The organism is Sphingomonas olei (assembly GCF_045369765.1).
Classification (GTDB): Bacteria; Pseudomonadota; Alphaproteobacteria; order Sphingomonadales; family Sphingomonadaceae; genus Sphingomonas; species Sphingomonas panaciterrae.
Genome location: NZ_JBIQEU010000001.1, coordinates 12,532 through 35,962 on the forward strand (window position 1 = coordinate 12,532; position 23,431 = coordinate 35,962).

Annotated in this window: 18 protein-coding genes; 14 read left to right on the forward strand and 4 right to left on the reverse strand. The window is 66.2% G+C overall.

What is annotated here, in order from left to right; all coding sequences use genetic code 11:
- Window positions 1-91: 91 nt before the first annotated feature.
- Complete coding sequence (locus ACH0BU_RS00080; RefSeq protein WP_046408637.1) at window positions 92-1,423, reverse strand: MFS transporter; 1,332 nt, start codon at window positions 1,421-1,423, stop codon at window positions 92-94.
- 156 nt (window positions 1,424-1,579) lie between these two features.
- Here ACH0BU_RS00080 and cyoA point away from each other — a divergent pair, with 156 nt between their 5' ends.
- Genes cyoA through ACH0BU_RS00120 form a run of 8 tightly spaced genes read left to right on the forward strand, consistent with a single transcriptional unit; the run spans window position 1,580 to window position 9,920 of the window.
- Window positions 1,580-2,746, forward strand: a complete 1,167-nt coding sequence (gene cyoA / locus ACH0BU_RS00085) for a ubiquinol oxidase subunit II (RefSeq protein ID WP_125945555.1) — start codon at window positions 1,580-1,582, stop codon at window positions 2,744-2,746.
- A gap of 16 nt (window positions 2,747-2,762) precedes the next feature.
- The gene (gene cyoB, locus ACH0BU_RS00090; RefSeq protein WP_046408635.1) at window positions 2,763-4,751 is read left to right on the forward strand and encodes a cytochrome o ubiquinol oxidase subunit I; all 1,989 of its coding nucleotides are present in this window, start codon (window positions 2,763-2,765) and stop codon (window positions 4,749-4,751) included.
- Window positions 4,752-4,791: 40 nt separating this feature from the next.
- Window positions 4,792-5,412: a cytochrome o ubiquinol oxidase subunit III gene (gene cyoC, locus ACH0BU_RS00095; protein WP_197075459.1), complete on the forward strand. Its 621-nt coding sequence runs from the start codon at window positions 4,792-4,794 to the stop codon at window positions 5,410-5,412.
- Entirely contained in the window at window positions 5,409-5,807 is a 399-nt protein-coding gene (gene cyoD, locus ACH0BU_RS00100) for a cytochrome o ubiquinol oxidase subunit IV (RefSeq protein WP_125945553.1), read from the forward strand. The genes cyoC and cyoD overlap by 4 nt, the downstream gene beginning before the upstream one ends.
- Window positions 5,807-6,493: an SURF1 family protein gene (locus tag ACH0BU_RS00105; RefSeq protein WP_500263436.1), complete on the forward strand. Its 687-nt coding sequence runs from the start codon at window positions 5,807-5,809 to the stop codon at window positions 6,491-6,493. Before cyoD ends, ACH0BU_RS00105 begins: the two co-directional genes overlap by 1 nt.
- Window positions 6,493-7,797, forward strand: a complete 1,305-nt coding sequence (locus ACH0BU_RS00110; RefSeq protein ID WP_500263437.1) for an ATP-binding protein — start codon at window positions 6,493-6,495, stop codon at window positions 7,795-7,797. The genes ACH0BU_RS00105 and ACH0BU_RS00110 overlap by 1 nt, the downstream gene beginning before the upstream one ends.
- Before the next feature lie 58 nt (window positions 7,798-7,855).
- Window positions 7,856-8,392 carry a response regulator transcription factor gene (locus tag ACH0BU_RS00115; RefSeq protein WP_046408628.1) on the forward strand — a complete coding sequence of 179 codons (537 nt, stop codon included), beginning with the start codon at window positions 7,856-7,858 and terminating at the stop codon, window positions 8,390-8,392.
- Window positions 8,393-8,441: 49 nt separating this feature from the next.
- Window positions 8,442-9,920, forward strand: a complete 1,479-nt coding sequence (locus ACH0BU_RS00120) for a diguanylate cyclase domain-containing protein (RefSeq protein WP_500263438.1) — start codon at window positions 8,442-8,444, stop codon at window positions 9,918-9,920.
- A gap of 246 nt (window positions 9,921-10,166) precedes the next feature.
- Here the strand turns inward: ACH0BU_RS00120 and ACH0BU_RS00125 are convergent, their stop codons facing one another.
- Entirely contained in the window at window positions 10,167-10,571 is a 405-nt protein-coding gene (locus ACH0BU_RS00125) for a DUF6165 family protein (protein ID WP_500263439.1), read from the reverse strand.
- Window positions 10,528-11,439: a glycosyltransferase family 9 protein gene (locus ACH0BU_RS00130; RefSeq protein WP_500263440.1), complete on the reverse strand. Its 912-nt coding sequence runs from the start codon at window positions 11,437-11,439 to the stop codon at window positions 10,528-10,530. Before ACH0BU_RS00130 ends, ACH0BU_RS00125 begins: the two co-directional genes overlap by 44 nt.
- Window positions 11,440-11,647: 208 nt before the next feature.
- Here ACH0BU_RS00130 and ACH0BU_RS00135 point away from each other — a divergent pair, with 208 nt between their 5' ends.
- From ACH0BU_RS00135 to ACH0BU_RS00155, 5 genes are read left to right on the forward strand one after another with little or no spacing between them, the layout of a single operon-like run.
- Window positions 11,648-12,463, forward strand: coding sequence for a TIGR04290 family methyltransferase (locus ACH0BU_RS00135; protein ID WP_125945549.1), 816 nt, complete (start codon window positions 11,648-11,650; stop codon window positions 12,461-12,463).
- Window positions 12,460-13,401 carry a glycosyl hydrolase gene (locus ACH0BU_RS00140; protein WP_500263441.1) on the forward strand — a complete coding sequence of 314 codons (942 nt, stop codon included), beginning with the start codon at window positions 12,460-12,462 and terminating at the stop codon, window positions 13,399-13,401. Before ACH0BU_RS00135 ends, ACH0BU_RS00140 begins: the two co-directional genes overlap by 4 nt.
- Before the next feature lie 11 nt (window positions 13,402-13,412).
- Entirely contained in the window at window positions 13,413-14,387 is a 975-nt protein-coding gene (locus tag ACH0BU_RS00145) for a Gfo/Idh/MocA family protein (protein ID WP_500263442.1), read from the forward strand.
- A gap of 5 nt (window positions 14,388-14,392) precedes the next feature.
- On the forward strand, window positions 14,393-15,490 hold the full coding sequence (locus ACH0BU_RS00150; protein WP_500263443.1) for a polysaccharide pyruvyl transferase family protein: 1,098 nt from the start codon (window positions 14,393-14,395) through the stop codon (window positions 15,488-15,490).
- Window positions 15,477-16,853 carry a Coenzyme F420 hydrogenase/dehydrogenase, beta subunit C-terminal domain gene (locus ACH0BU_RS00155; protein WP_500263673.1) on the forward strand — a complete coding sequence of 459 codons (1,377 nt, stop codon included), beginning with the start codon at window positions 15,477-15,479 and terminating at the stop codon, window positions 16,851-16,853. The genes ACH0BU_RS00150 and ACH0BU_RS00155 overlap by 14 nt, the downstream gene beginning before the upstream one ends.
- 70 nt (window positions 16,854-16,923) lie before the next feature.
- Here ACH0BU_RS00155 and ACH0BU_RS00160 read toward each other — a convergent pair whose 3' ends face one another.
- Entirely contained in the window at window positions 16,924-20,094 is a 3,171-nt protein-coding gene (locus tag ACH0BU_RS00160) for a TonB-dependent receptor domain-containing protein (protein ID WP_500263444.1), read from the reverse strand.
- Window positions 20,095-20,418: 324 nt separating this feature from the next.
- On the opposite strand from ACH0BU_RS00160, the gene uvrA reads away from it, so the two are divergent.
- Window positions 20,419-23,334 carry an excinuclease ABC subunit UvrA gene (gene uvrA / locus ACH0BU_RS00165; RefSeq protein ID WP_500263445.1) on the forward strand — a complete coding sequence of 972 codons (2,916 nt, stop codon included), beginning with the start codon at window positions 20,419-20,421 and terminating at the stop codon, window positions 23,332-23,334.
- Window positions 23,335-23,431: the final 97 nt, after the last annotated feature.

Genomic DNA, 23,431 nt, shown 5'->3' on the forward strand with positions numbered 1-23,431 from the left:
GGCGCAAACCTGCCAGTCCCAAGCCAAACGAAAACGGGCGCCGACATCGTCGGCGCCCGTTCGTGCATCAGGATGCGGGTAAGCGCCGCGATCAGGCCGCCCGGCGGGCGAAGTCCTTGTTGATCGCCAGCGCCCCCAGCGTGCAGATTGCGCCCGACAGCAGGTAGAGGCCCACCGACCACAGACCGAAGCGGCTGGCGAGGAACAGCGCCACCAGCGGCGCGAAGCCGGCGCCGATCACCCAGGCCGCATTGGCGACGATCGCCGCGCCCGTGTACCGCGATTCGGGCGGGAAGTTGCTGTTCACCGCGCCCGACGACTGTCCGAACGCCAGGCCGAGCAGCGCGAAACCGCCGATCATGTAGATCGTCTCGCCCACCTGGCCCCCGTCGAGCAGGCGCGGGGCGAAGCCGCTGTACACCGCGATCAGCGCCGCCGAGACGCCCAGCACCGCGCGCCGGCCGACCCGGTCGGCAATCACGCCCGAGGCCAGGATGGCAAGGACGCAGACCACCGCGCCCAGCGCCTCGATGCCCAGGAAGCGCACCGGGTCCTCGCCCACTTCCAGCGTCACCCACGACAGCGGGAAGACGGTGACGAGGTGGAACAGCGCGAAGCTCGCCAGCGGGGCGAAGGCGCCAAGGATGATCGTGCGGCGCTCACGGAACATGGTGGCGAACGCCGGCGACGGTTGCAGCTCGCGGCTTTCGAACAGCCGCTCGAACTCGGGCGTCGCGACGAGGCGCAGGCGGGCGAACAGCGCCACGACGTTGATCGCCAGCACCACGAAGAACGGATAGCGCCAGCCCCAGCTGATGAAGTCCTCAGGCGACAGGATCGCGAGGAAATAGGCGAACAGGCAGGAGGCGACGAGCAGGCCAAGCGGCGCGCCCAGCTGCGGGATCATCGCATACCAGCCGCGCTTTTCCTCAGGCGCGTTCAGCGACAGCAGCGACGGCAGACCGTCCCACGCCCCGCCCAGCGCCACGCCCTGACCGATGCGGAACAGCGCCAGCAGCACCGCTGACAGCGTGCCGACCTGGGCATAGCTGGGCAGCAGCGCGATCGAGATCGTCGACCCGCCCAGCAGGAACAGCGCGATGGTCAGCTTCGTGCCGCGGCCATGGACACGGTCGATCCACATGAACAGCAGCGTGCCGAACGGCCGCGCGATGAATGCCAGCGCGAAAATCGCGAAGGAATAGAGCGTGCCGGTCAGCGCATCGACATACGGGAACACCAGCTGCGGGAACACCAGCACCGATGCGATCGCATAGACGAAGAAGTCGAAGAACTCGCTGGTGCGGCCGATGATCACGCCGATGGCGATCTCGCCGGGCGCGACATCCTTGTGGCGCGCGTTGATCAGTCGGGCATCTCGTTCCAGGGCTGCCGAATCCGGCGCGTTGGTCGATGCAGTCATTTTCCGTCATGCTCCCGCGGCACTCGGCCGTGCGATTAATGATTGGCCCGCCTCGGGGGTCACTAATACACTCCTCTGCCTAACCGACGCCAGTGACGGGATTGGACAAATTGTCCAATGTAGCGGCTACTGGACTCGGCCTAGGAGCGCCTGGATATGCCCGATCATCCCGCCCCGGTCCCGCGGTTCGCCCGCCTGGCCCTGCTTCCGCTCCTGCTGTTCGTCGCCGGTTGCCAAAGCGCCGTGCTCGATCCGGCAGGCGACGTCGCGCTTCAGGAGCGCAACCTGATCTATGCCTCGGTCGGGCTGATGCTGCTCATCATCGTCCCGGTGATGATCCTGACGGTGGTGTTCGCCTGGCGCTATCGCAAGGGCAACAAGGACGCGACCTACGATCCCCACTTCGATCACAGCACCTCGCTGGAGCTGGTGATCTGGTCGGCCCCGCTCCTCATCATCATCGCGCTCGGCGCGCTGACCTGGTCGAGCACTCACCTGCTCGATCCGTTCCGCCCGCTGAACCGCATCTCCGCGACTCAGCCGAAGCCGAAGAACGAACGGCCGATGCTGGTCCAGGTCGTGTCGCTCGACTGGAAATGGCTGTTCATCTACCCGGAACTGGGCATCGCGACGGTCAATGAACTGGCGCTCCCGGTGAACCGCGAGGTGCGGTTCGACATGACGTCGACGAACATGATGAACACCTTCTACGCGCCGACGCTGGCGGGGATGGTCTACACCATGCCGGGGATGCGCAGCACGCTGCACGCGGTACTCAATCGCCCCGGCGACTATGAGGGCATGTCCGCCAACTACAGCGGCGCCGGCTTCTCCTACATGCGCTTCAAGCTGCTGGGCGTGGACAATGCCGGCTTTGATCGCTGGGTGAACGAGGTGAAGGCACGCGGCGGCTCGCTCGACACCGCCAATTACCTGAAGCTGGAAAAGCCCAGCGAACAGGTGCCGGCGATGTTCTTCTCCTCGGTCCAGCCGCAGCTGTTCCAGCGCATCTATGAACGCTGCGTCACGCCCGGCACGCCGTGCATGAGCGAGATCATGGCGCGCGACGCGGCGCTGCGCGGTGCCAAGCCGCACGAGATGCGCCCTGTCGGGGCGCCCGCCGGCCGCACGTCGATCCCGCGCGAAAAGCCCGATGGCGCGCTGCTCAAGGAAAGCGAGGAAATCGAACCCGCGCCGCACCTCAGCAAGCCGCCGCAGCCCGGCGCGCCTGGTTCGACCAAGCCCGACTCGCCCCGCAACCGCGACATGTCCTTCCTTCTCCTGCCAACCGTGCCCGGCGTGACCGGCGCGGCGCGCGGCTGAGCCGCCGGAGCTCCTCATGTTCAACGAATCCGTTCTGAAGACGATCTTCGGTCGCCTCAGTCTAGAATCCTTCCCCGTGCACGAGCCTATCCTGCTCGTGACCTTTGCCGTCGTCGTCGTGCTGGGCCTCGGCATCGTCGGCGCGATCACGAAGTACAAGCTGTGGGGCTATCTGTGGCACGAATGGTTCACCAGCGTGGACCACAAGAAGATCGGGATTATGTACATAATCCTGGGCATCATCATGCTGCTCCGCGGGTTCGCGGACGCGGTGATGATGCGTGCACAGCAGGCGATCTCCTTCGGTGCGAACGAAGGCTATCTGAACGCTCACCATTATGATCAGATCTTCACCGCGCACGGGACGATCATGATCTTCTTCGTCGCGATCCCGCTGGTGGTCGGCATCATCAACTATGTGATGCCGCTGCAGATCGGCGCGCGCGACGTGGCCTTCCCGTTCCTCAACAATTTCAGCTTCTGGCTGACGGCTGCCGGTGCGGCGCTGGTCATGGTCTCGCTGTTCGTCGGCGAATTCAGCCGCGCGGGCTGGCTGAACTATGTGCCGGTCGCGAACCTGCAGAACAGCCCTGATCCGGGGCCCGACTATTATCTCTGGGCGCTACAGATCGCCGGGGTCGGCACGACGCTGTCGGGCATCAACATGGTCGTGACCGTGATCAAGATGCGCGCGCCCGGCATGACGATGATGAAGCTGCCGGTGTTCGTCTGGACGGCGCTGTGCAGCAACGTGCTGGTCGTCGCGATCTTCCCGGTGCTGACCGCCGCCTTCGCGATGCTGATGCTTGACCGCTACGTCGGCACCAACTTCTTCACCAATGATCTCGGCGGCAACCCGATGATGTATTGGAACCTGGTGTGGATCTGGGGTCACCCGGAGGTGTACGTCCTCATCCTCCCGGTGTTCGGCATCTATTCGGAAATCACCTCGACCTTCACCGGCAAGCGGCTCTTCGGCTATTCGTCGATGGTCTATGCCACGGTCGTCATCACGATCCTGAGCTACCTGGTGTGGCTGCACCACTTCTTCACCATGGGCTCTGGCGCCAGCGTCAACAGCTTCTTCGGCATTGCGACGATGGTCATCTCGATCCCGACCGGTGCGAAGATCTTCAACTGGCTGTTCACCATGTACCGTGGCCAGATCCGGTTCGAGCTGCCGATGCAGTGGGTCGTTGCCTTCATGCTCACCTTCGTGGTGGGCGGCATGACGGGCGTGATGCTTGCCATCCCGCCGGCCGACTTCGTGCTGCACAACTCGCTGTTCCTGGTGGCGCACTTCCACAACGTCATCATCGGCGGCGTCGTGTTCGGCCTGTTCGCCGGCATCGATTACTGGTGGCCCAAGGCCTTCGGGTTCAAGCTCGATCCGTTCTGGGGCAAGATCCACTTCTGGGGCTGGGTGATCGGCTACTGGATCGCGTGGACGCCGATGTACGTCGCAGGCCTGATGGGCGTCACCCGTCGCCTGCGTCACCTTGACGACGCGACGCTCCAGCCGCTGTTCATGATCGCTGCCGTCGGCGTGGTGATCATCGCCATCGGTATCGCGGCCTTCGTCATCCAGATCGCGGTCAGCATCAAGAACCGTGAGAAGCTGCGCGTCGGCGACGATCCCTGGGACGGCCGTACCCTGGAATGGGCGACCAGCTCGCCCCCGCCGGCGTACAATTTCGCCTTCACCCCGGTGGTGCACGATCTGGACGCGTGGCACGACATGAAGGTGCGCGGCTTCAAGCGCCCGACCAGTGGTTACCGGCCCATCCACATGCCGCGTAACACGGGGGCCGGTGTCATCCTGTCGGCGCTCGCCGCAGTGCTCGGCTTCGCGATGATCTGGTACATGTGGTGGCTGGCCGCCGCGAGCTTCGTGGCGATGATCGGCTACGGCATCGCCCACACGTTCAACTACAACCGCGACTATTACATTCCGGCCGAGGAAGTGGCCGAGAATGAACGCAAGAACGCGCTGGCGGGAGCCTGACATGACCAACCATTCCCCCACCGTGGAGGATGCACGGAAGATGGCCGGGGCCGACGACGCCCCGCCCGTCTTCTACCAGACCGAAGCGGATCATCACGATCACAGCTCCGGCGGCACGATGCTGGGCTTCTGGATCTATCTGATGAGCGACGCGCTCATCTTTGCGACCCTGTTTGCCACCTATGGCGTGCTCAGCACCGGCTATGCCGGCGGCCCGGCGCCCTTCCAGATCTTCGATCTGTCGCTGGTCGCGCTGAACACCGCGATGCTGCTGATCTCCTCGATCACCTGCGGCATGGCGATGATCGCGATGGAGCGCGGCAACAAGCAGGGCACGCAGCTCTGGCTGGCGATCACCGCGCTGTTCGGCGCTGCGTTCATCGCGATCGAGCTGTACGAGTTCGCCGAGCTGATCCATGAAGGCGCGACGCCGATGCGCAGCGCCTTCCTGTCGGCCTTCTTCACGCTCGTCGGCACGCACGGCCTCCACGTGTTCAGCGGCCTCATCTGGATCCTCGTGATGATCGTCCAGGTGGGTCAGCGCGGCCTCATCCCCGAGAACCGCCGCCGCCTGATGTGCCTCAGCATGTTCTGGCACCTGCTCGACGTCGTCTGGATCGGCGTCTTCACCTTCGTCTATCTGCTCGGAGTTCTGCGATGAGCACGCCCCACGCCCCGGCGCATGCGTCGGCCCACGCCCATGATCAGCACCATGACGGGCCGCCGCCCGATGGTGGCCACGGCCACGGCTCCGCCCGCGGCTATGTCATCGGCTTCCTCCTGTCGGCGGTGCTCACGGCCATTCCGTTCTGGCTGGTGATGAGCGGCACGCTGACGGCGCAGTTGACCGCCGTCATCGTGGTGGCGCTCGCCTTTGTGCAGATCATCGTGCACACGGTCTTCTTCCTGCACGTGAACCGTCAGTCGGAAGGTGGCTGGACGATGCTGACCATGCTCTTCACCCTGGTGATCGTCGCCATCGTGATCGCCGGCTCGCTGTGGATCATGTACCATCTCAACACCAACATGATGCCGATGGACGGCATCGGCATGTGATGCGGCGCGTCGCTTTCGCCGGCCTCTGTCTGGCGCTCGCCATTCTGTTCGCGGGCCTGGGCATCTGGCAGGTCGAGCGACGCGCATGGAAACTCGATCTGATCGCCAAGGTGGGGGGGCGGGTTCACGCCGCCCCCTCCGTCCTCCCCCCGCGGGATGAATGGCAGGGCGACAACGCCTATCGCCGGGTCCGCGTGACCGGCACCTTCCTCCACGATCGCGAAACGCTGGTTCAGGCGCTCACCGCCTTGGGCGGCGGCTGGTGGGTGCTCACCCCGCTGCAGACCCAGGATGGCATCATCCTCGTCAATCGCGGCTATGTGCCCGATGACCGCCGCGACCGCGCAACCCGCCAGGCCGCGCTCCCCACCGGGCCGGTCACGGTCACCGGCCTCATGCGCGACCCCGAACCCGGCGGCGGCTTCCTGCGCAGCAATGATCCGGCGGCCGACCGCTGGTTCTCGCGCGACGTGGCGGCGATCGCCCGCGCACGCCAGCTTGGGGCGACCGCGCCCTTCTTCATCGACGCGGACGATACGCCCAATCCCGGCGGCTATCCGGTCGGTGGCCTGACCGTGATCTCCTTCCGCAACAATCACCTGTCCTATGCCGTAACCTGGTTCGCGCTGGCGCTGCTGAGCGTGGCTGGCGCGGTGATGGTCCTGCGCTCGGGCCGGCGGCGCTGATGGAAGCCCCGATCCTCGCACTGACGGGCCGCCGCTCCGACCAGGCCGGATCGTCGCGTGATTCCACCGCGGCGGAGAATATGCGCCAGCTGGTGCATCTGCGCTGGATCGCCGTCGCCGGGCAGCTCCTGACGATCCTGTTCGTCGAATATGCGCTGGGCTTTCACCTGCCGTTGCTGCCGATGCTGCTCGTCATCGCGCTTCAGGCCGGCGCCAATATCATCAGCTTCGCCCTGCTCCGCACGAAGCGGGTGCCGCGGATCGCGCTCCTGTTCGGGCTCCTGTTCGACGTCGGCTCGCTCACCGCGCAACTGTCGCTCAGCGGCGGCGCATCCAACCCGTTTGTGTCGCTCTATCTGCTGCAGGTCGTGCTGGGCGCGATCCTGCTGCAAACCTGGTCGGTCTGGGTGCTGGTCGTTCTGACCGCAATCTGCTTCGCCGGCCTGACCGTCGGCAGCCGCCCGCTCGATTACCCGCCGGAGCTTGAGCCGCTGATCGGCGATCTCACCACCTTCGGCGCATGGCTCAGCTTCGTGCTCAGCGGCGTGCTGCTCGCCATGTTCGTCACCCGCATCAGCCGCAATTTGCGCGCCCGTGACGCCTATCTCGCCGATCTGCGCCAGCGTGCGGCGGAGGAGGAAGGGATCGTGCGCATGGGGCTGTTCGCCAGCGGCGCGGCGCATGAACTCGGCACCCCGCTCGCCTCGCTCGCCGTCATCCTGGGCGACTGGCGCCGCCTGCCCAAGATCGCACAGGATCCAGAGCTCGCCGCCGAGCTCGATGACATGCAGGCCGAGGTGCAGCGCTGCAAGGCGATCGTCACCGATATCCTCCATTCCGCCGGGGAGCCGCGGGGCGAGGCGATGGAAAGCGTCCCGGCGGGCGCCTTCCTCGCTGACATCGTCGATGAATGGCGCCCCACGCTGGCCAGCGCGCCGCTGGTGGTGGATCTGGAAGCCCTCGGCGATGCCGCGGTGGTTGCCGGCCCCGCGCTTCGCCAGGCGATCTGGAACCTCCTCGACAATGCTGCCGAGGCATCCCCTGCCGGGCTGACGTTGCGCGCCACGCGCGACGGCGAGGAACTGGTGATCGCCGTGATCGACGACGGGCGCGGCTTTACCGAGGCGCAGCTGGCCAGCCTTGGCAAACTCTACCAGTCCGGCAAGGGGGCCGGCCACGGCGTTGGCCTGTTCCTGGCCAACAACGTTGCCCGCCGGCTCGGCGGCCGACTTGAGGCCGTGAACCGCGAAGGCGGCGGTGCGGAGGTCAGGCTGGTCCTGCCGCTCGCCCCCAAGCGGCGCTGATCGCGACAATCCGCGCCGCGCGTTTTGAAAGCGACTGCCGCACTGGTACACCATCGCCATGACCGATCAGCGCCGCCTCCTCATCGTCGAGGATGACTCGACCTTTGCGCGGACCCTGCAACGCTCCTTTGAACGGCGCGACTATGCGGTCTGGGTGGCGCAGGGCCCTGCCGAAATGGAGGCCGCGCTGGAAGAAGCGCATCCCGGCTATGCGGTGGTTGATCTGAAGCTGGGCAGCGCTTCCGGCCTCGCCTGCGTGGAACGGCTCCACGCCTTTGACCCCGCCATGCTCATCGTCGTCCTCACCGGCTTTGCCAGCATCGCAACAGCGGTGGAGGCGATCAAGCTTGGCGCGTGCCATTATCTCGCAAAGCCCGCCAACACCGACGATATCGAAGCGGCGTTCGGCAAGGCCGCTCTGGGGGACGCTGCCGTGCCGATCGAAGGCCGCAGCACATCGATCAAGACGCTGGAATGGGAACGGATCAACGAAACGCTGGCGGAAACCGGCTTCAACATTTCCGAAACCGCGCGCCGGCTCGGCATGCATCGCCGCACCCTCGCCCGCAAACTGGAAAAAAAGCCGCTGCGCTGAGCGCCGCGGCGTTAACATTTGGGTAAGCATTGTGACAGAAGGTCGACCCATGTCGCCCGCGCTTGAAGAAGAGCGCTTGCGCGCGCTGCGCACGCTTGAAGTGCTCGATACCGCGCCCGAAGCTGAGTTCGACGCGATCGTGGAGGGCGCGCGTCACCTGTTCGGCTGCTCGATGGCATTCGTCTCGCTGCTCGACGTGAACCGCCAGTGGTTCAAGGCGCGCTTCGGCCTCGACGAAGCGGAAACGCCGCGGGATGCGTCGATCTGCCAGCATACGGTGGCCGCCAACGAAACCCTGGTCATCCCCGACACGCGCGCGGATCCGCGCTTCGCGACCAATCCCTTCGTCACCGGTCGGCCGCATATCCGATTCTACGCCGGCGTCCCGCTGCGGATCAGCGCAGAGGACGGTCGCCCTCCGCTCCCGATCGGCACCTTGTGCGTCGCTGATGATCGCCCGCAAACGCCACCTGCGGACAAGATCGCGTTGTTCGAAGGCATGGCGCGGGTCGTGGAATCGATCCTGTCGACCCGCCGGATCAGCAATGACCGGCTGCGCCTCGCAGTCGAGCGGCAGGAGGCGCTGGTCGAGATCGAGCGTGCCCAGCGGCTGCTCCAGCAGGCCGAACGTATGGCGCGCATCGGCTCGTGGCGGCTCGATCTGCACACTGGGCGGTCGCACTGGTCGGCGCAAACCTACGCCATCCACCATTTGCCACCCGACACCGACACTGCGGCGATCGAGCCCATGTCCTTCTACGCGCCGGGCGATCGCGCGTTGCTGCAACAGGCGCTCGTCGCCTGCAAGGCAGAAGGCCGCCCCTGGGACCTGGAGCTCGACTTCATCAACGCCGATGGCGTGCAGCGCCGCGTTCGCACGATGGGCGAGCCGGAACTGCGTGACGGCAAGGTCGTGGCAATGATCGGCGTCATCCAGGACATCACCGAACGCTACAAGGTCGAACGTCGGCTGCGGGCATACGCGCTGACCGACGATCTCACCGGTCTTGCCAGCCGCCGCGCGTTCAACGAGCAGATTGACGAGGCGATCGTCAGCGCGCGGGAACACTCCTCCCCGCTCGCGGTGGCCATCATCGACCTCGATCGGTTCAAGGAGGTGAACGATCGCCGCGGGCATCCGGCGGGCGATGAAGTCCTGCGCGTCGTCGCGGCCCGGCTGCGCGCCGCGGATTATCTTGGCGATTATCTTGCTGCCCGCCTCGGCGGTGACGAGTTCGTCGTCCTCCTGCGCGGCACCCATGCGCGCGAGCGGCTGGCAGAGGGGATCGGCATCCTGCTGTCCGAGTTGCGCCACACGGTCAGCGCCGATGATCGGGAGATCACCGTGTCCGCGACCATCGGCGCCTGCGTGCTCGATGATGCGCACGCCGACCGTTCGACGCTGCTGAAGGGAGCGGACGAGGCATTGTACCGCGCCAAGCGGGGCCGCCGCGGCACCGGCGCGATCGCCGGTCAGCCGGAGTTGCTGGCGCCGTCCGACAGCAGCGTTGCGGAGCCCGCCCGCTAGCGCCGCGCGGCCGCCCGCGTCACGACAGCGGCCGCCACTTGCCCTTCCGGCGGCTGGTCAGATGGATCATACCGCACCGGTCACAGCGATACGGCCATAGCGCCAGATCATGCGCCTGCGCGAAATCGATCGCCTCCCGCGTATCGGCGAACCTGTGCTTGCGCCGGCAGATACTCAGCCTCGTCCGCACCCCGGCCCCACCATCCTGCGTTCGGCACGCCCCTTACGCCGCCGTCCGCGCCGACGCTACGCGGCCACGCTGGCGGCGTAGCTCTTTTCCTCGATCAGGTCGGATTCCAGCGCCCGGTTGATCTCGCGCTTGATCGCCGCCCGCTCGTCGTTGCGCTGGTACACCGCGCGCGCCAGACGGACGAACTCGGCGCCGAAATCGCGCGCCGCCTCCTGTTCGCGGATCGCGTCTTCAATTTCCCAAAGCGTCTCGTTGACCCGCTTCAGCGCCTCGACCAGCGCGGCGACACCGCTACGGTTCAGCACCTGGGCGCCGATCCCCCGCAGCAGGCGATATTCACGCAGCACATTCTCCCGCGCCTCGGCACGGGCGATCCGGTCGCGCTTGATCTCCAGGATCGTGATCTTGTCGAGCAATTCACCCCAGGAGACGGGAACCGACGGTGCCGCAATCGTTGCCATGGTCCGACCTTTCGTTGTTGATGAGGGGGGCGTTGCGCGCCACCAGCGCGGCGTGGACGCGGGCGATCACCCCGGCCCAGTCGCCGGGCGATTGCTGCACGAACAAGCGCATGCTGGGGTACCAGGGGGTGGCGGTCGCCGCCGGGTTCCAGCGCCAGTCCGGCTCCGCCTTCAGCAACAGCCAGGTCGGCCGCCCCAGCGCACCGGCAAGATGCGCGATCATCGTATCCACCGTGATGACGAGGTCGCACGCCGCCACCAGCGCGGCGGTCTCCTCCATGGTGAAGGCGCAGCCCGCGGGATTGAGCACTGGCAGCGGCGATGACTCGGGCACCAGCGTCACGCACCGGTTCGCCTCCGCAATGTTTTCCAGCAGCAGCGGATCGAACGAGCGGCCCGGATCCCAATCCCCACCCTGGTGGCACAGCCCGATCACGCCCGTCGGCAGGACATCGGGCATCACGCTGAGGTAGGGGGCGGCGACCACGTCGGGCCGGCACCGTAGGGCGAAGGGAAGCTCGGTAATCTCGATATCGCACTCCGCCGGGGGAAGCGGATCGGCATGGTCGAACGGCGCCAGCGTCACCGCGGGATCGGCACTGGCCAGCAGCGAATGGAGCCGCTCGGGCGCCTCCACCGTCACGCGCCGCGCTCGCGCCGTGAGCGCCGGCAGGAAGCGGGCGAATTGCAGCGTGTCTCCCAGCCCGTGATAGCATCGCACCAGCACATGACGCCCGTCGAAGGGTCGCCCGTCCCACACCCAACGTTGATGATAGGGCAGCCGCGGGTCATCGCGGGTTGCCGGATCACGCGCGGCAAGATCACGCGCGGACAGCGCCCAGGCGCGCGCATAGTCGCCCTCACGCATTGCCGAAATCCATTGCTGGGCGCCGTTGTCCATCAACAAAGCCGAATGTCGCGGACCGCCCACCGGTTCCATCGCGCGTCAACGCGCCGGCCACCGGGAACACCTTCAAACTCCGTTCGTTAAGCGAAACGAGGGGCCTGCGCACAGGTGCAGATGCCCGTCACTCGTCATGGCACCGCATGTCGCGGGCCGACATCCAGGGGGCGCGATGCCGGTAGCCAATCGTTCGGACGATCAAAGACCGTATGACGCACTCAGGAGCAGCATCGCGGCGCTGGCGCCGTGGTTCCACAATATCGATCTGAACGGCGTCGCAACCGCGCCCGATCACTTTCTCGGCAATTACCCGGCGGACAAATTCGCGCGGTTCGCCTCGATCGTTCCGGCCGATCTCACCGGCAAGAGCGTGCTCGACATCGGCTGCAACGCCGGCTTCTACTCGGTGGAGATGAAACGCCGCGGCGCGGAGCGGGTGGTCGGCATCGACAGCGACGATCGCTATCTCGCGCAGGCGCGTCTCGCGACGGATGCGCTCGGCTTCACCGGCGTCGAGTTCCGCAACCTGTCGGTCTATGACGTGGCTGCGCTGGGCGAGACGTTCGACCTCGTGATCTTCATGGGCGTCCTCTACCATCTGCGCCACCCGCTGCTGGCGCTGGACCTCATCCGCGAGCATGTCGCGCGCGATGCCATGCTGTTCCAGACGCTGCAGCAGGGCTCGCCGGAGATCGCCGACGTGCCGGAGGATCACCCCTTCTTCGAACCGGGCACCTATCGCCAGCCCGCCTATTTCGACGCGCCCGGCTATCCCAAGATGCATTTCATCGAACGGCAGTTCGCTGGCGACTGGACGAACTGGTGGGCGCCCAACGCCGCCGGCAGCCAGGCCATGCTGCGCGCAGCCGGCTTCTCCGTTGAGGCGCAGGCCGACGGCGATGTTTATTTCTGCCGGGTCGCACCGGTGCCGTTTGGCCAGCATGGCCCGGCGGCGGTCTATCCAGCCAAGGGGGGTACAGGTTCGTGATCGAAGCGGCGATGATCTGGAATGAGCCGAACAACAAATCGCACTGGGATCCGGAGATCGATCCCGACTGGTCGTCCTACGCCGATCACGTGATCCGCGCCGGCAATGCGATCGCCGCGATCAATCCGGCGGTCACCCGCGTGCTGGGCGGCATGTCGCCGATCGACCCACAATGGGTGAACCGGATGCGGGCGCATGGCGCGCTTGATGCGGTGGACGTCGTCGCCGTGCACGGCTTCCCGCTCGACTGGAACCTGTGGTCGATCCACGACTGGCCCAAGAAGATCGCCGAGATCGAGGAGGTCGTAACCGACAAGCCGATCTGGGTGACCGAGGTCGGCGTGGGCTCGTTCGGGGCAGAGGAAGTGCAGGTCTTCGGCGTCGAAAAGACCGCCGAGCTGCTGATCGGCCGTGTGCCCAACGTCTATTGGTATTCGCTGTTCGATCTACCCCAGGCATGGGGCGCGACCACCCGCCACCGCGAGGCGGAAGGCTCCAGCTATTACCGCCATTTCTACATGGGCCTGATCCGCGAGGACGGGACGCCAAAGCCGGCGCTCGACGTCTATGCCCGCCACGCGGCCGACATGGGCCTGATGCAATGGTTCCACTTCGAGGATCCGCGGCTCGACGAGGCGGTCGACTGGCTGAAGCGGCTGGGCACGCGCAAGCTGCGCACCGGGCTCAGCTGGGCCGATCGCTTCCGCCCCAATGCGCTCGACTGGTTCGACCGCCAGATGGAGGCGCTGGCCGACTTCGAGGTCACCGTCACCTTCTGCTTCACGCCCGAGCATCTCGGCGTCCAGCCGCATCACACCAGCCCGGCGCGCGATCCGCAGATGTTCGCTGATTTCTGTGCCGAGATGATCGATCGCTACGCGCCCGCGCAGTCCGGCGCCGGTCAGGCCTCGCCGCTCAAGCTCGTCGCCTCGGCCTGAGGGGCGCGCATATGAAGCCCCGTATCGGGTTCCTCGGCACCGGCTGGATCGGCCGGCACCGCATGGCTGCCATGGTGGCGACGGGGGCGGTCGATGCCGTCGCGGTCTGCGACCCCTCGCCTGAATGTATCGCGGAGGCGGCCACCATCGCTCCCACGATCCGCATCGTCGACACGCTCGACGACATGCTCGCGCTCGACATCGATGGCGTGGTCATCGCGACGCCCAGCGCACTTCATGCCGATCAGTCGATCCAGGCGCTTCAGGCGGGAAAGGCCGTCTTCTGCCAGAAACCGCTCGGCCGAACCGCGGCGGAGGTGGATGCAGTGATCGCCGCCGCGCGCGCCGCCGACCGGCTGCTCGGCGTCGACCTGTCGTATCGCCACACCGCAGGGATGGAGGCGATCGCCGGCCTGATCCGCGAGGGCACGCTGGGCGATGTCTTCGCGGTCGATCTCACGTTCCACAATGCCTACGGCCCGGACAAGCCGTGGTTCTACGATCCGGTGCAGTCGGGCGGCGGCTGTGTCGTCGACCTCGGCGTCCACCTCGTCGATCTCGCACTCTGGACACTGGGCTTCCCCAAGGCGAGCGACGCCCATGCCGCGCTTTATGCCGGGGGACAGCCGCTCCACCCCGGCTCGGTGGAGGATTATGCCAGCGCCAGCTTCACCGCGGGCGGCGCCACCGTCCGCCTCACCTGTTCTTGGCGCCTCCACGCCGGGCAGGATGCGGTGATCGCCGCCGATTTCTACGGCACGCGGGGGGGGGCCGGCTTCCGCAATGTCGGCGGCAGCTTCTATGATTTCACCGCCGATCATTTCACCGGCACCGCCACTCACCGCCTGACCGACGGGCCGGATGATTGGGGCGGCCGTGCCGCCGCCGCCTGGGCGCAGCAGCTTGCGCACAGTGACCGTTACGATCCCGCTGCGGATCATTTCGCCCGCTCCGCGGAGGTGCTCGACCTCATCTACGGGCGCTAGGCGGCATGGCGGCGCGCCCGGCAGGTCCACGCAAGGTCGGTGTCCTCACCTTCCATCGCTCGATCAACTACGGCTCCTACTGGCAGGCGCGCTGCCTGGTGGAGGGGCTGCGCGCGCGCGGGCTGGATGCCGAACTGCTGGATCACCGCTCGCGCTGCGTGGAATGGCGCGAGGCGCGCAACGCCTTTCAGCCGACCCTGCCGATGCGCACCGACCCACGACATTTCGCGGCGCTTGGCCGCAAGACCCGCGCCTTGATCGCCGCGGTCGACGCCTTGCCGCTGTCGCCGCCCTTCCCGCTGCGAAACCCGGCGCAGGCCCCGCATTATGACGCCGTGGTGGTCGGCAGTGACGAAGTCTGGAACTTCCGCCACCCCTGGTATTCGGGCGAGCCGATCTTCTTCGGTGATCGCCTCCCCACCGATCGGCTCGTCTCCTACGCCGCCAGCGTCGGCAACCACGACTTGGCCGACGGCATCGACGGCCCGTGGCTCGATCGACTTCGCCGTTTCGATGCGCTGTCGGTGCGGGACGAGAACAGCCGCGCCCTGCTCGCGCCGCTCGCCGCCGATCAGGCGGAGGCTGCGGGCGGGCCGCCCCTCGTGCTCGATCCCTGCCTCCAGTTTCCCGGCGTCATTCCCGACGCTGCAGCCTCGGGTCCGGGCCGCTACGCCCTCATCTACGGCCACAGCTTCCCCGACTGGTACACCGCGCAGCTGCGACGCTGGGCCGATCGCAGCGGCACCCGCCTGGTCGCGGTAGGCTACCCCAGCCCGATCGCGGACGAGGCCAGGATCGATGCCGACCCGGCCGAATTCTCCGCTCTGTTCGCCGGCGCCGCGGCAGTCGCGACGAATTTCTTCCACGGCTGCGTCTTTGCGATCCGACACCACCGCCCGTTCGTCTGCGCCGCCTCGCCCTATCGCCGCAACAAGGTGCAGGATCTCACCAACATGCTTGGCCTCGAACGGCACCTCGTCACGGCGGCGGTGAGCGACGACGATTTCGCCGACCGCCTCGGCGCCCTCCCCGCAGGCCTGGCCGATCGCCTCGCGACGGAGCGGGCCAGTTCGGCGCGCTTCCTTGATCATGCCCTCGCCTGAGGCGCTCACCCCCGCCGACATCGTCGAAGCCGGCCTGTGCATCGGCTGCGGTGGCTGCGCGACCCGCGGCATGACATGGGACCGCTACGGCCAGCGCAAGCCAAGCAGCGCCACGCTGACGGATCACAAGACCGGACACGCCCCGTCGCCCGCCGCCTTTGCGGCCACCTGCCCCTTCTCGCCCGCCGCCCGCAACGAGGATCAGCTCGCCCTCGCCCGCTTCCCCGCCGCGCCGCATCACGATCCCCGCCTCGGCCGCTACGAGGCCAATTATGTGGGCCACGCCGATCAGCCGCCTTTTCGGGAGCGCGGCAGCTCCGGCGGCATGGTCAGCTGGGTCGCCGCCGACCTGCTTGCTTCCGGGGCAATCGACGGCGTCGCGCACGTCATCCCGTCAACCGGCGATCGCCTGTTCCATTACCGCATATCGCGCACCGCCGATCAGATCCTGGAGGGCGCGCGCTCGCGCTACTATCCGGTCGATCTGGCGGAGGTGCTGGCCGAGATCCGCGCCACCCCCGGCCGCTACGCGATCGTCGGCGTGCCTTGCTTCATCAAGGCGGTCAGCCTGCTGCGGGAGCAGGATCCCGTCCTGAACGACCGCATCACCCATCTTCTCGGCCTGTTCTGTGGTCATATGAAAAGCGCCGCCTTTGTCGACAGTTTCGCCTGGCAGCTGGGGGTTGAGCGCGACGCGGTGCGCGCGGTCGAATATCGCCGCAAGGATCCCGATCGCCCCGCCAATTGGTACACCGCGCACCTGACGCTCGACGATGGCACGGCCCGCTGGCAGGACTGGTTCCACCTCGCCGATGGCGATTGGGGGGCCGGCTTCTTTCAGAACAGCGCCTGCGATGCGTGCGACGACGTCGTCGCCGAATGCGCCGATGTCTCCTTCGGGGACGCCTGGGTGGAGCCCTATTCCTCCGACGGCCGCGGTACCAATGTGGTGATCGTCCGTTCGCCTGAGATTGCGGCGCGTATCACCGCCGCCATCACCGACGGCCGCCTCGCGCTGACGGACGTTGATGCCGATTTCATTGCCGGCACGCAGGCCGCCGGCTTTCGCCAGCGTCGTGAGGGGCTGGCGTATCGCCTCACCTGGCAGAAACGCCGCATCACGCCGGTAAAGCGCGTCGCGCCCCGCGCTACGGACCACCCGCCCCGCCGCCGCGCCATCTACCGCACCCGCGCCGCGATCGCGCGCTGGAGCCACCGCATGGCATGGCTCGCCCGGCGCCTGAACCAGCCCTGGATCTACACCCGCTGGGCCGCCGCCAGCCTCTACGTCTACCAGGCACTCGCCTACAAACGCGGCCGCCTCGGCCGCCTTCTCGCCCGCCTCGACGGCGCAGAGGACTGAGCGTCGGAGCCGAGCAAAAAGAAAAAGGGGCCGCTGAAGCGACCCCTTCCCCTTTTGATCAATGATACGATCAGTACCGGACGTTCACGCCGGCATAGAAGTACCGACCCGTCACCGGGAAGATCGAGCTGATGTTTGCATCGCCCGAGCCCGTGCCGGTCAGGCCGTACGGCGGCAGCTGATCGGTGATGTTGTCCACGCCCAGATAGAAGCGGAACTGGTCGTTCGCACGGATACCGAACTGCACGTCGTGGATGAACACGTCCGGGTAGTTCAGGAACGGGTTGCGATCGGCGTCCGTCGGCGGACGATCCTGCTCGGTGTGCTGGACGTTCCAGGCACTGATCGTCTGCTTGCCGATATACTGGCTGGTGAACGCAACATCGAACGGTCCCGCCTTCAGGTTGGCGGACAAGAGGCCGCGCCACTCGGGATCACCCAGCGTGCTCTTGATGCGGGTGTAACGGTTCGGATCGTTGAGGAACGTGTACTGATTGCGCGTGGCAAGCCAGCTCACCACCGCACGCAGGTTCAACCGCACCTCGTCGCTGAACTCATGCGAATACGCTGCCTGAGCGTCGATGCCGCTCGTGCGCAGGCTTGCATAGTTGAACGCGCTGTTGGCGAAACCATTCCCGACAATGCCGATGTTGAAGTCCGGGAAGCCGGCGAACCGGCGGCCCTGCTGACCGGTGAAGGTGTAATCAGCAAGGGGATTACCCGGATCGCGACGACGATTGACCAGTGCGCAGAACTCATTGTCCAGCCCGACCGGGTCGTCATAGCAGCGATTGACCAGCTGCTGCGGCGAGATCGAGTTGATCGCGTTCTTGATGCGGATGTTGTAATAATCGACCGTCAGCGAGAAGCCCGGCAGGAACCGCGGCTGCACCACGGCGCCAACCGTGAAGCTGTGGCTGGTTTCCGGCTCAAGCAGCGCGTTGCCGCCGTTGGTGCCCAGGATGCCCGAGGTCGGAGCATTGGTCCACGGACGGGTCGAACCATCCGGCAGGGTGATCGTGGTCGGAACACCGGCCGCGGCGCAGTTGCGAGCGCGGTTCGGATCCTGGTTGATCACGTCCTGGCTGCACGGATCGACGAAGCTGTTGGCAAACGTCTGGCTCGTGCCAGCGTACAGGTCAGCAAGGTTCGGCGCACGAACCGACTTCGCGTAGTTCACGCGGAAGCGGACGTCCGGGATCGGAGCATAAACGCCGCCCGCGGTCCAGGTGTACACAGGGTCGCTGAGGAAGTTGTACTTCGATACGCGGCCCGAACCCTCAAGCGTCAGCTCCTCGGCGAAGCGCATTCCACGCAGGATCGGCACGCGGATTTCGCCAAACGCTTCGAAGACGTTCGTCGCCGGTCCGTTGCTGTCCTGGATCGCATTCAGGAAGGTGTTCGACTGCCCCGGGGCATATTCGCCCTTGGTGAAGTCGTCGTAACCCGAGAAGTAATCCTCGCGGCGATATTCACCACCCAGCGACACCTGAACTGCGCCACCCGGCAGGGTGAAGAAGTTTCCGGTGTCACCGCTGATGAAGGCCACGGCGTTCAGCTGCTCGGCCCACTGGCGGCGCGACGAGTCCACGAGCACGTAGTTGATGCCGTCCGGCGTGGTCTGCGGGGCGCCTTCGCCGAACAGATTGAGCGGGCGGCACGACGGATCGTCATTGGCAGTGCTGGCATCGGCGTTCACGCGGCAGACGATCTGGCCTGCCGAGTTGCGCACGGCGTCTGCCGCGCGGTTGAACTTCAGGATGTCGACGTTGCCACCGGTGCGATAGAAGGTCTCGGTCCGGCCATAGTTGACCGATGCCTCGTACTTCCAGTTGCCTCCGTCCGACAGGTCGCCACGCGCGCCGGCGACAAAGCGGTAGGTTTCACGCTTGTGATCCTCGGCGCGGGTACCGATGTCGTTGTTGAAGCGGAAGAAGTTGAAGCCCGTCGCGCCGGCCCGCAGGATCGTCCCCAGCGTCTGGCGTGCCTGTGCCGACAGGAACGGGTTATCCAGCGAGAAGCTCGGCGTCAGGCGACCGTTAACAAACGTCGGCTGCGTCGAGGTCTGATTGGCTGTGACCCGAACATACTTGGCTTCGAAGAACGGACGGAAAGCGTCCGATACGTCGAAGTGGCCCATCATGTTGAAGTTGGCGCGCTCCAGGCCGGGGAGCAGCATCGCACCCTCGACCCCGGTAGCCGAACGGCCACCAAAGACGCCGCCGCCGACCGAACGATTGTCGATCGTTGGAACGTCACGGACGAGCGTGCCATCGGGCAGGAAGGCATAATTGTTCGACAGACGGCCACCCGTCGGCGACAGAGCGCCGGTGCAAACCGCGTCGCGCAGCGCGCCATTCGTCGCGGTGGGTGCCGGGCAGGCGGTCTGCACCATGCCGCCGAGCGAGATGATGCCGAAGTTCTGGCCAAGACGGCTGGAGAAATACGAACGGTCCGGGATGCCGTTGCCGGCCGGCGGCTCGTTGCGCGCAGTACCATCCGGGTTCACGAAGGTCGTGCGCTCGGTCTGGTAGAAGCCCGGAACGCCAGTGAACGCGCCGGTCTGCTCGTTGCGCTGGCTGAAATACAGCGGCTCGGACTTCGCATATTCCGCGGCAAACGTGATGTTGCCACGGCCTTCAGCGAAGTTCTTACCCCAGACGAGGCTGCCGAGGTAGGAACCGCGATCCCCGCGCTCCGACATGCCGCCCTGAAGACGCGCCGACAGGCCATCATAGTCCTGCTTCAGCACGAAGTTGACGACGCCCGACACTGCGTCGGAGCCATAAACGCCCGAATTGCCGCCCGTGACGACGTCGACGCGCTCGATCAGGTCATTGGGGATCGAGTTGGTATCGACCAGGAAGCTGCCCGGCGAACCCGACACGTGGCGGCGGCCGTTCACCAGCACCAGCGTGCGGTTCGTGCCGAGGCCGCGCAGGTCGAGCGCGCTGATGCCCGCGGTGCCAATGTTGGCAGTCGAATTTGCCTGGCTCAGCGTCGAGCGCAGCGCAGGGAGACGGTTCAGCGTTTCGCCGATCGACACCTGGCCAACGCTGTTCAGCTGCGCGGCAGTGAACGTCGTCACCGGAATTGCAGTATCGATGTTCGGACGCGCGATACGCGAGCCGGTCACGACGATGTCGTTGCCGCCCTGTGCGGCCGTCGGCCCAGCGACGTCGGTCGCCGTGGTCGCGTCAGCCGGCGCGTCCTGCGCGGTCTGTGCACTGGCAGCAGGCACAAGCGCCCAACTGCAAGCAAGCGCGGTCGCGCTCAGCAAGTTCCTGATTTTCATGGTCCCTCTGCGGGCACTATGCCCGTTGTACGGGCTTGACGCCCGCTTGTTATGTGAGCCCCCTTAACAGCTCAGCGATGCCGGGTGACGCAAGACCTGTCGTGCCGAATGGAGACGGTTTGAAAAACGGTGTTGCAGAAATACTACTATTTGTTGTCAGATCGTAACCATCACATTTCGCTCAATTCCGTCCGCCGCTGGCATCCCCCGCCCCCGCTTCCTACATCTCCGGTCTATCCTCCCGACCGGAACGGAAGTAGAACTAAACGCATGCTGACTCACATCTCCGTCCGCGGCGCGCGCGAGCACAACTTGAAGGACGTAAGCGTCGATATCCCCCGGGATACGCTGACGGTGATCACTGGCCTCTCCGGCTCGGGCAAGTCGAGCCTCGCGTTCGACACTATCTATGCCGAGGGTCAGCGCCGCTACGTCGAGTCCCTGTCCGCCTACGCCCGCCAGTTCCTCGAACTGATGCAGAAGCCGGACGTCGATCATATCGAGGGGCTCTCGCCCGCGATCTCGATCGAGCAGAAGACGACCAGCCGCAACCCGCGCTCCACCGTCGCAACGGTGACCGAGATCTACGATTACATGCGCCTCCTCTGGGCGCGCGTCGGCATCCCCTATTCGCCCGTCACCGGGGAGCCGATCGCAGCGCAGACCGTCAGCCAGATGGTTGATCGCGTCATGGCGCTGCCCGAAGGCACGCGGCTCTACCTCCTCGCGCCGGTCGTGCGCGGCCGCAAAGGTGAGTATCGCAAGGAGATGGCCGAGTGGCAGAAGGCCGGCTTCACCCGCGTGCGCATCGACGGCGAAATCCACGAGATCGAGGACGCGCCCGCGCTCGACAAGAAGTACAAGCATGACATCGAGGTCGTGGTCGATCGCCTCGCGGTGAACGCGGACATCGCCACCCGCCTCGCCGACAGTTTCGAGACCGCGCTGAAGCTCGCCGACGGCCTCGCCTATGTCGATCTCGCCGACGGCGTCGTGCCTGGGCGCGAGGATGAGGCCGCGTCCGGCGGCGCGATGAAGAACGCCGGCGTGCCCGCCAACCGCATCGTCTTTTCCGAAAAGTTCGCCTGCCCGGTCAGCGGCTTCACCATCGCCGAGATCGAGCCGCGCCTGTTCTCCTTCAACGCCCCCCAGGGCGCCTGCCCGGCGTGCGACGGCCTCGGCGAAAAGCTGATCTTCGACGAGGATCTCGTCGTTCCCAACCACGCGCTCACCATCAAGAAGGGCGCCGTCGTCCCCTGGGCGAAGTCGAATCCGCCCTCACCTTATTACATGCAGGTGCTCGGCTCCCTCGCCCGCGCCTATGATTTCAGCCTCGACACCCCCTGGGCCGACCTCCCGGAGGAGGTGCGGAACATCATCCTCCACGGCACCAAGGGCAAGGCGGTCACCCTCACCTTCATCGACGGCAAGAAGAGCTACGACGTCAGCAAGCCGTTCGAGGGCGTCATCGGCAACCTCAATCGCCGTATGCTCCAGACCGAGAGCGCGTGGATGAAGGAGGAACTCGGCAAGTACCAGTCCTCCCAGCCCTGCGAGGTCTGCCACGGCGCCCGCCTGAAGCCCGAGGCGCTGGCGGTGAAGGTCGCGATGCAGGACATCAGCCACGCCACCCACCTCTCGGTGGTCGACGCGCTCGCCTTCTTCACCGACCTGCCCAGCCACCTCAACGACCAGCAGCGCGCCATTGCGGAGCGCATCCTGAAGGAGATCGTCGAGCGGCTGGGCTTCCTCAACAACGTCGGCCTCGACTATCTCAACCTCGATCGCACCTCCGGCACCCTGTCGGGCGGCGAAAGCCAGCGCATCCGCCTCGCCTCGCAGATCGGCAGCGGCCTCTCCGGTGTCCTCTACGTCCTCGACGAACCCTCGATCGGCCTGCATCAGCGCGACAACGACATGCTGCTCGCCACGCTCCGCCGCCTGCGCGATCTCGGCAACACCGTGCTCGTCGTCGAGCATGACGAGGATGCGATCCGCACCGCCGATTACGTGGTCGACATGGGCCCCGGCGCCGGCGTCCACGGCGGGCAGATCGTGGCCCAAGGCACGCTCAAGCAGCTCCTCAAGTCCAAGGGCAGCGTCACCGCCGATTACCTCAACGGCACCCGCGAGGTCCCCGTCCCGGCCAAGCGCCGCAAGGGCTCGGGCAAGAAGCTGACGGTGCATAACGCCACCGCCAACAACCTCACCGGCGTCACCGCCTCGATCCCGCTCGGCACCTTCACCTGCATCACCGGCGTCTCCGGCTCGGGCAAGTCCAGCTTCACCATCGACACGCTCTACGCCGCCGCCGCGCGTCAGCTGAACGGCGCCCGCATCCTCGCCGGCAAGCACGACAAGGTCACCGGGCTGCAGCATCTCGACAAGGTGATCGACATCGATCAGTCGCCGATCGGCCGCACCCCGCGCTCGAACCCGGCCACGTACACCGGCGCCTTCACCCAGATCCGCGACTGGTTCGCCGGCCTGCCGGAGGCGCAGGCGCGCGGCTACAAGCCCGGCCGCTTCTCGTTCAACGTCAAAGGCGGCCGGTGCGAGGCATGTCAGGGCGATGGCGTGCTCAAGATCGAGATGCACTTCCTCCCAGACGTCTACGTCACCTGCGACGTGTGCCACGGCGCGCGCTACAATCGCGAGACGCTGGAGGTGAAGTTCAAGGGCCACTCGATCGCCGACGTGCTCGACATGACGGTCGAGGACGCGGCGGAGTTCTTCAAGGCCGTGCCCCCGATCCGGGACAAGATGGCGATGCTGGTCGAGGTCGGCCTCGGCTACATAAAGGTCGGCCAGCAGGCGACGACGCTGTCCGGCGGCGAGGCGCAGCGCGTGAAGCTCGCCAAGGAACTCTCCCGCCGCGCCACCGGCAACACGCTCTACATCCTCGACGAACCGACCACGGGCCTCCATTTCGAGGACGTGCGCAAGCTCCTCGAAGTGCTCCACGCCCTCGTCGAGCAGGGCAACACCGTGGTGGTGATCGAGCACAACCTAGACGTCATCAAGACCGCCGACTGGGTGCTGGACCTCGGCCCCGAAGGCGGCGTCAAGGGCGGCGAGATCGTCGCCGAAGGCCCGCCGGAGGTTGTGGCGGCGGAACCGCGGTCATTTACGGGGAAGTATCTCGCGCCGTTGCTGGGGAAGCGTGAGGCTGAGGCGGCGGAGTAAAACACCAATCCTCCCCAAGCACAGCTTGGGGAGGGAACCATGCGAAGCATGGTAGAGGGGGCGGGATACGGCAGGCGGCTTCGCTTTCGTCCTGCCC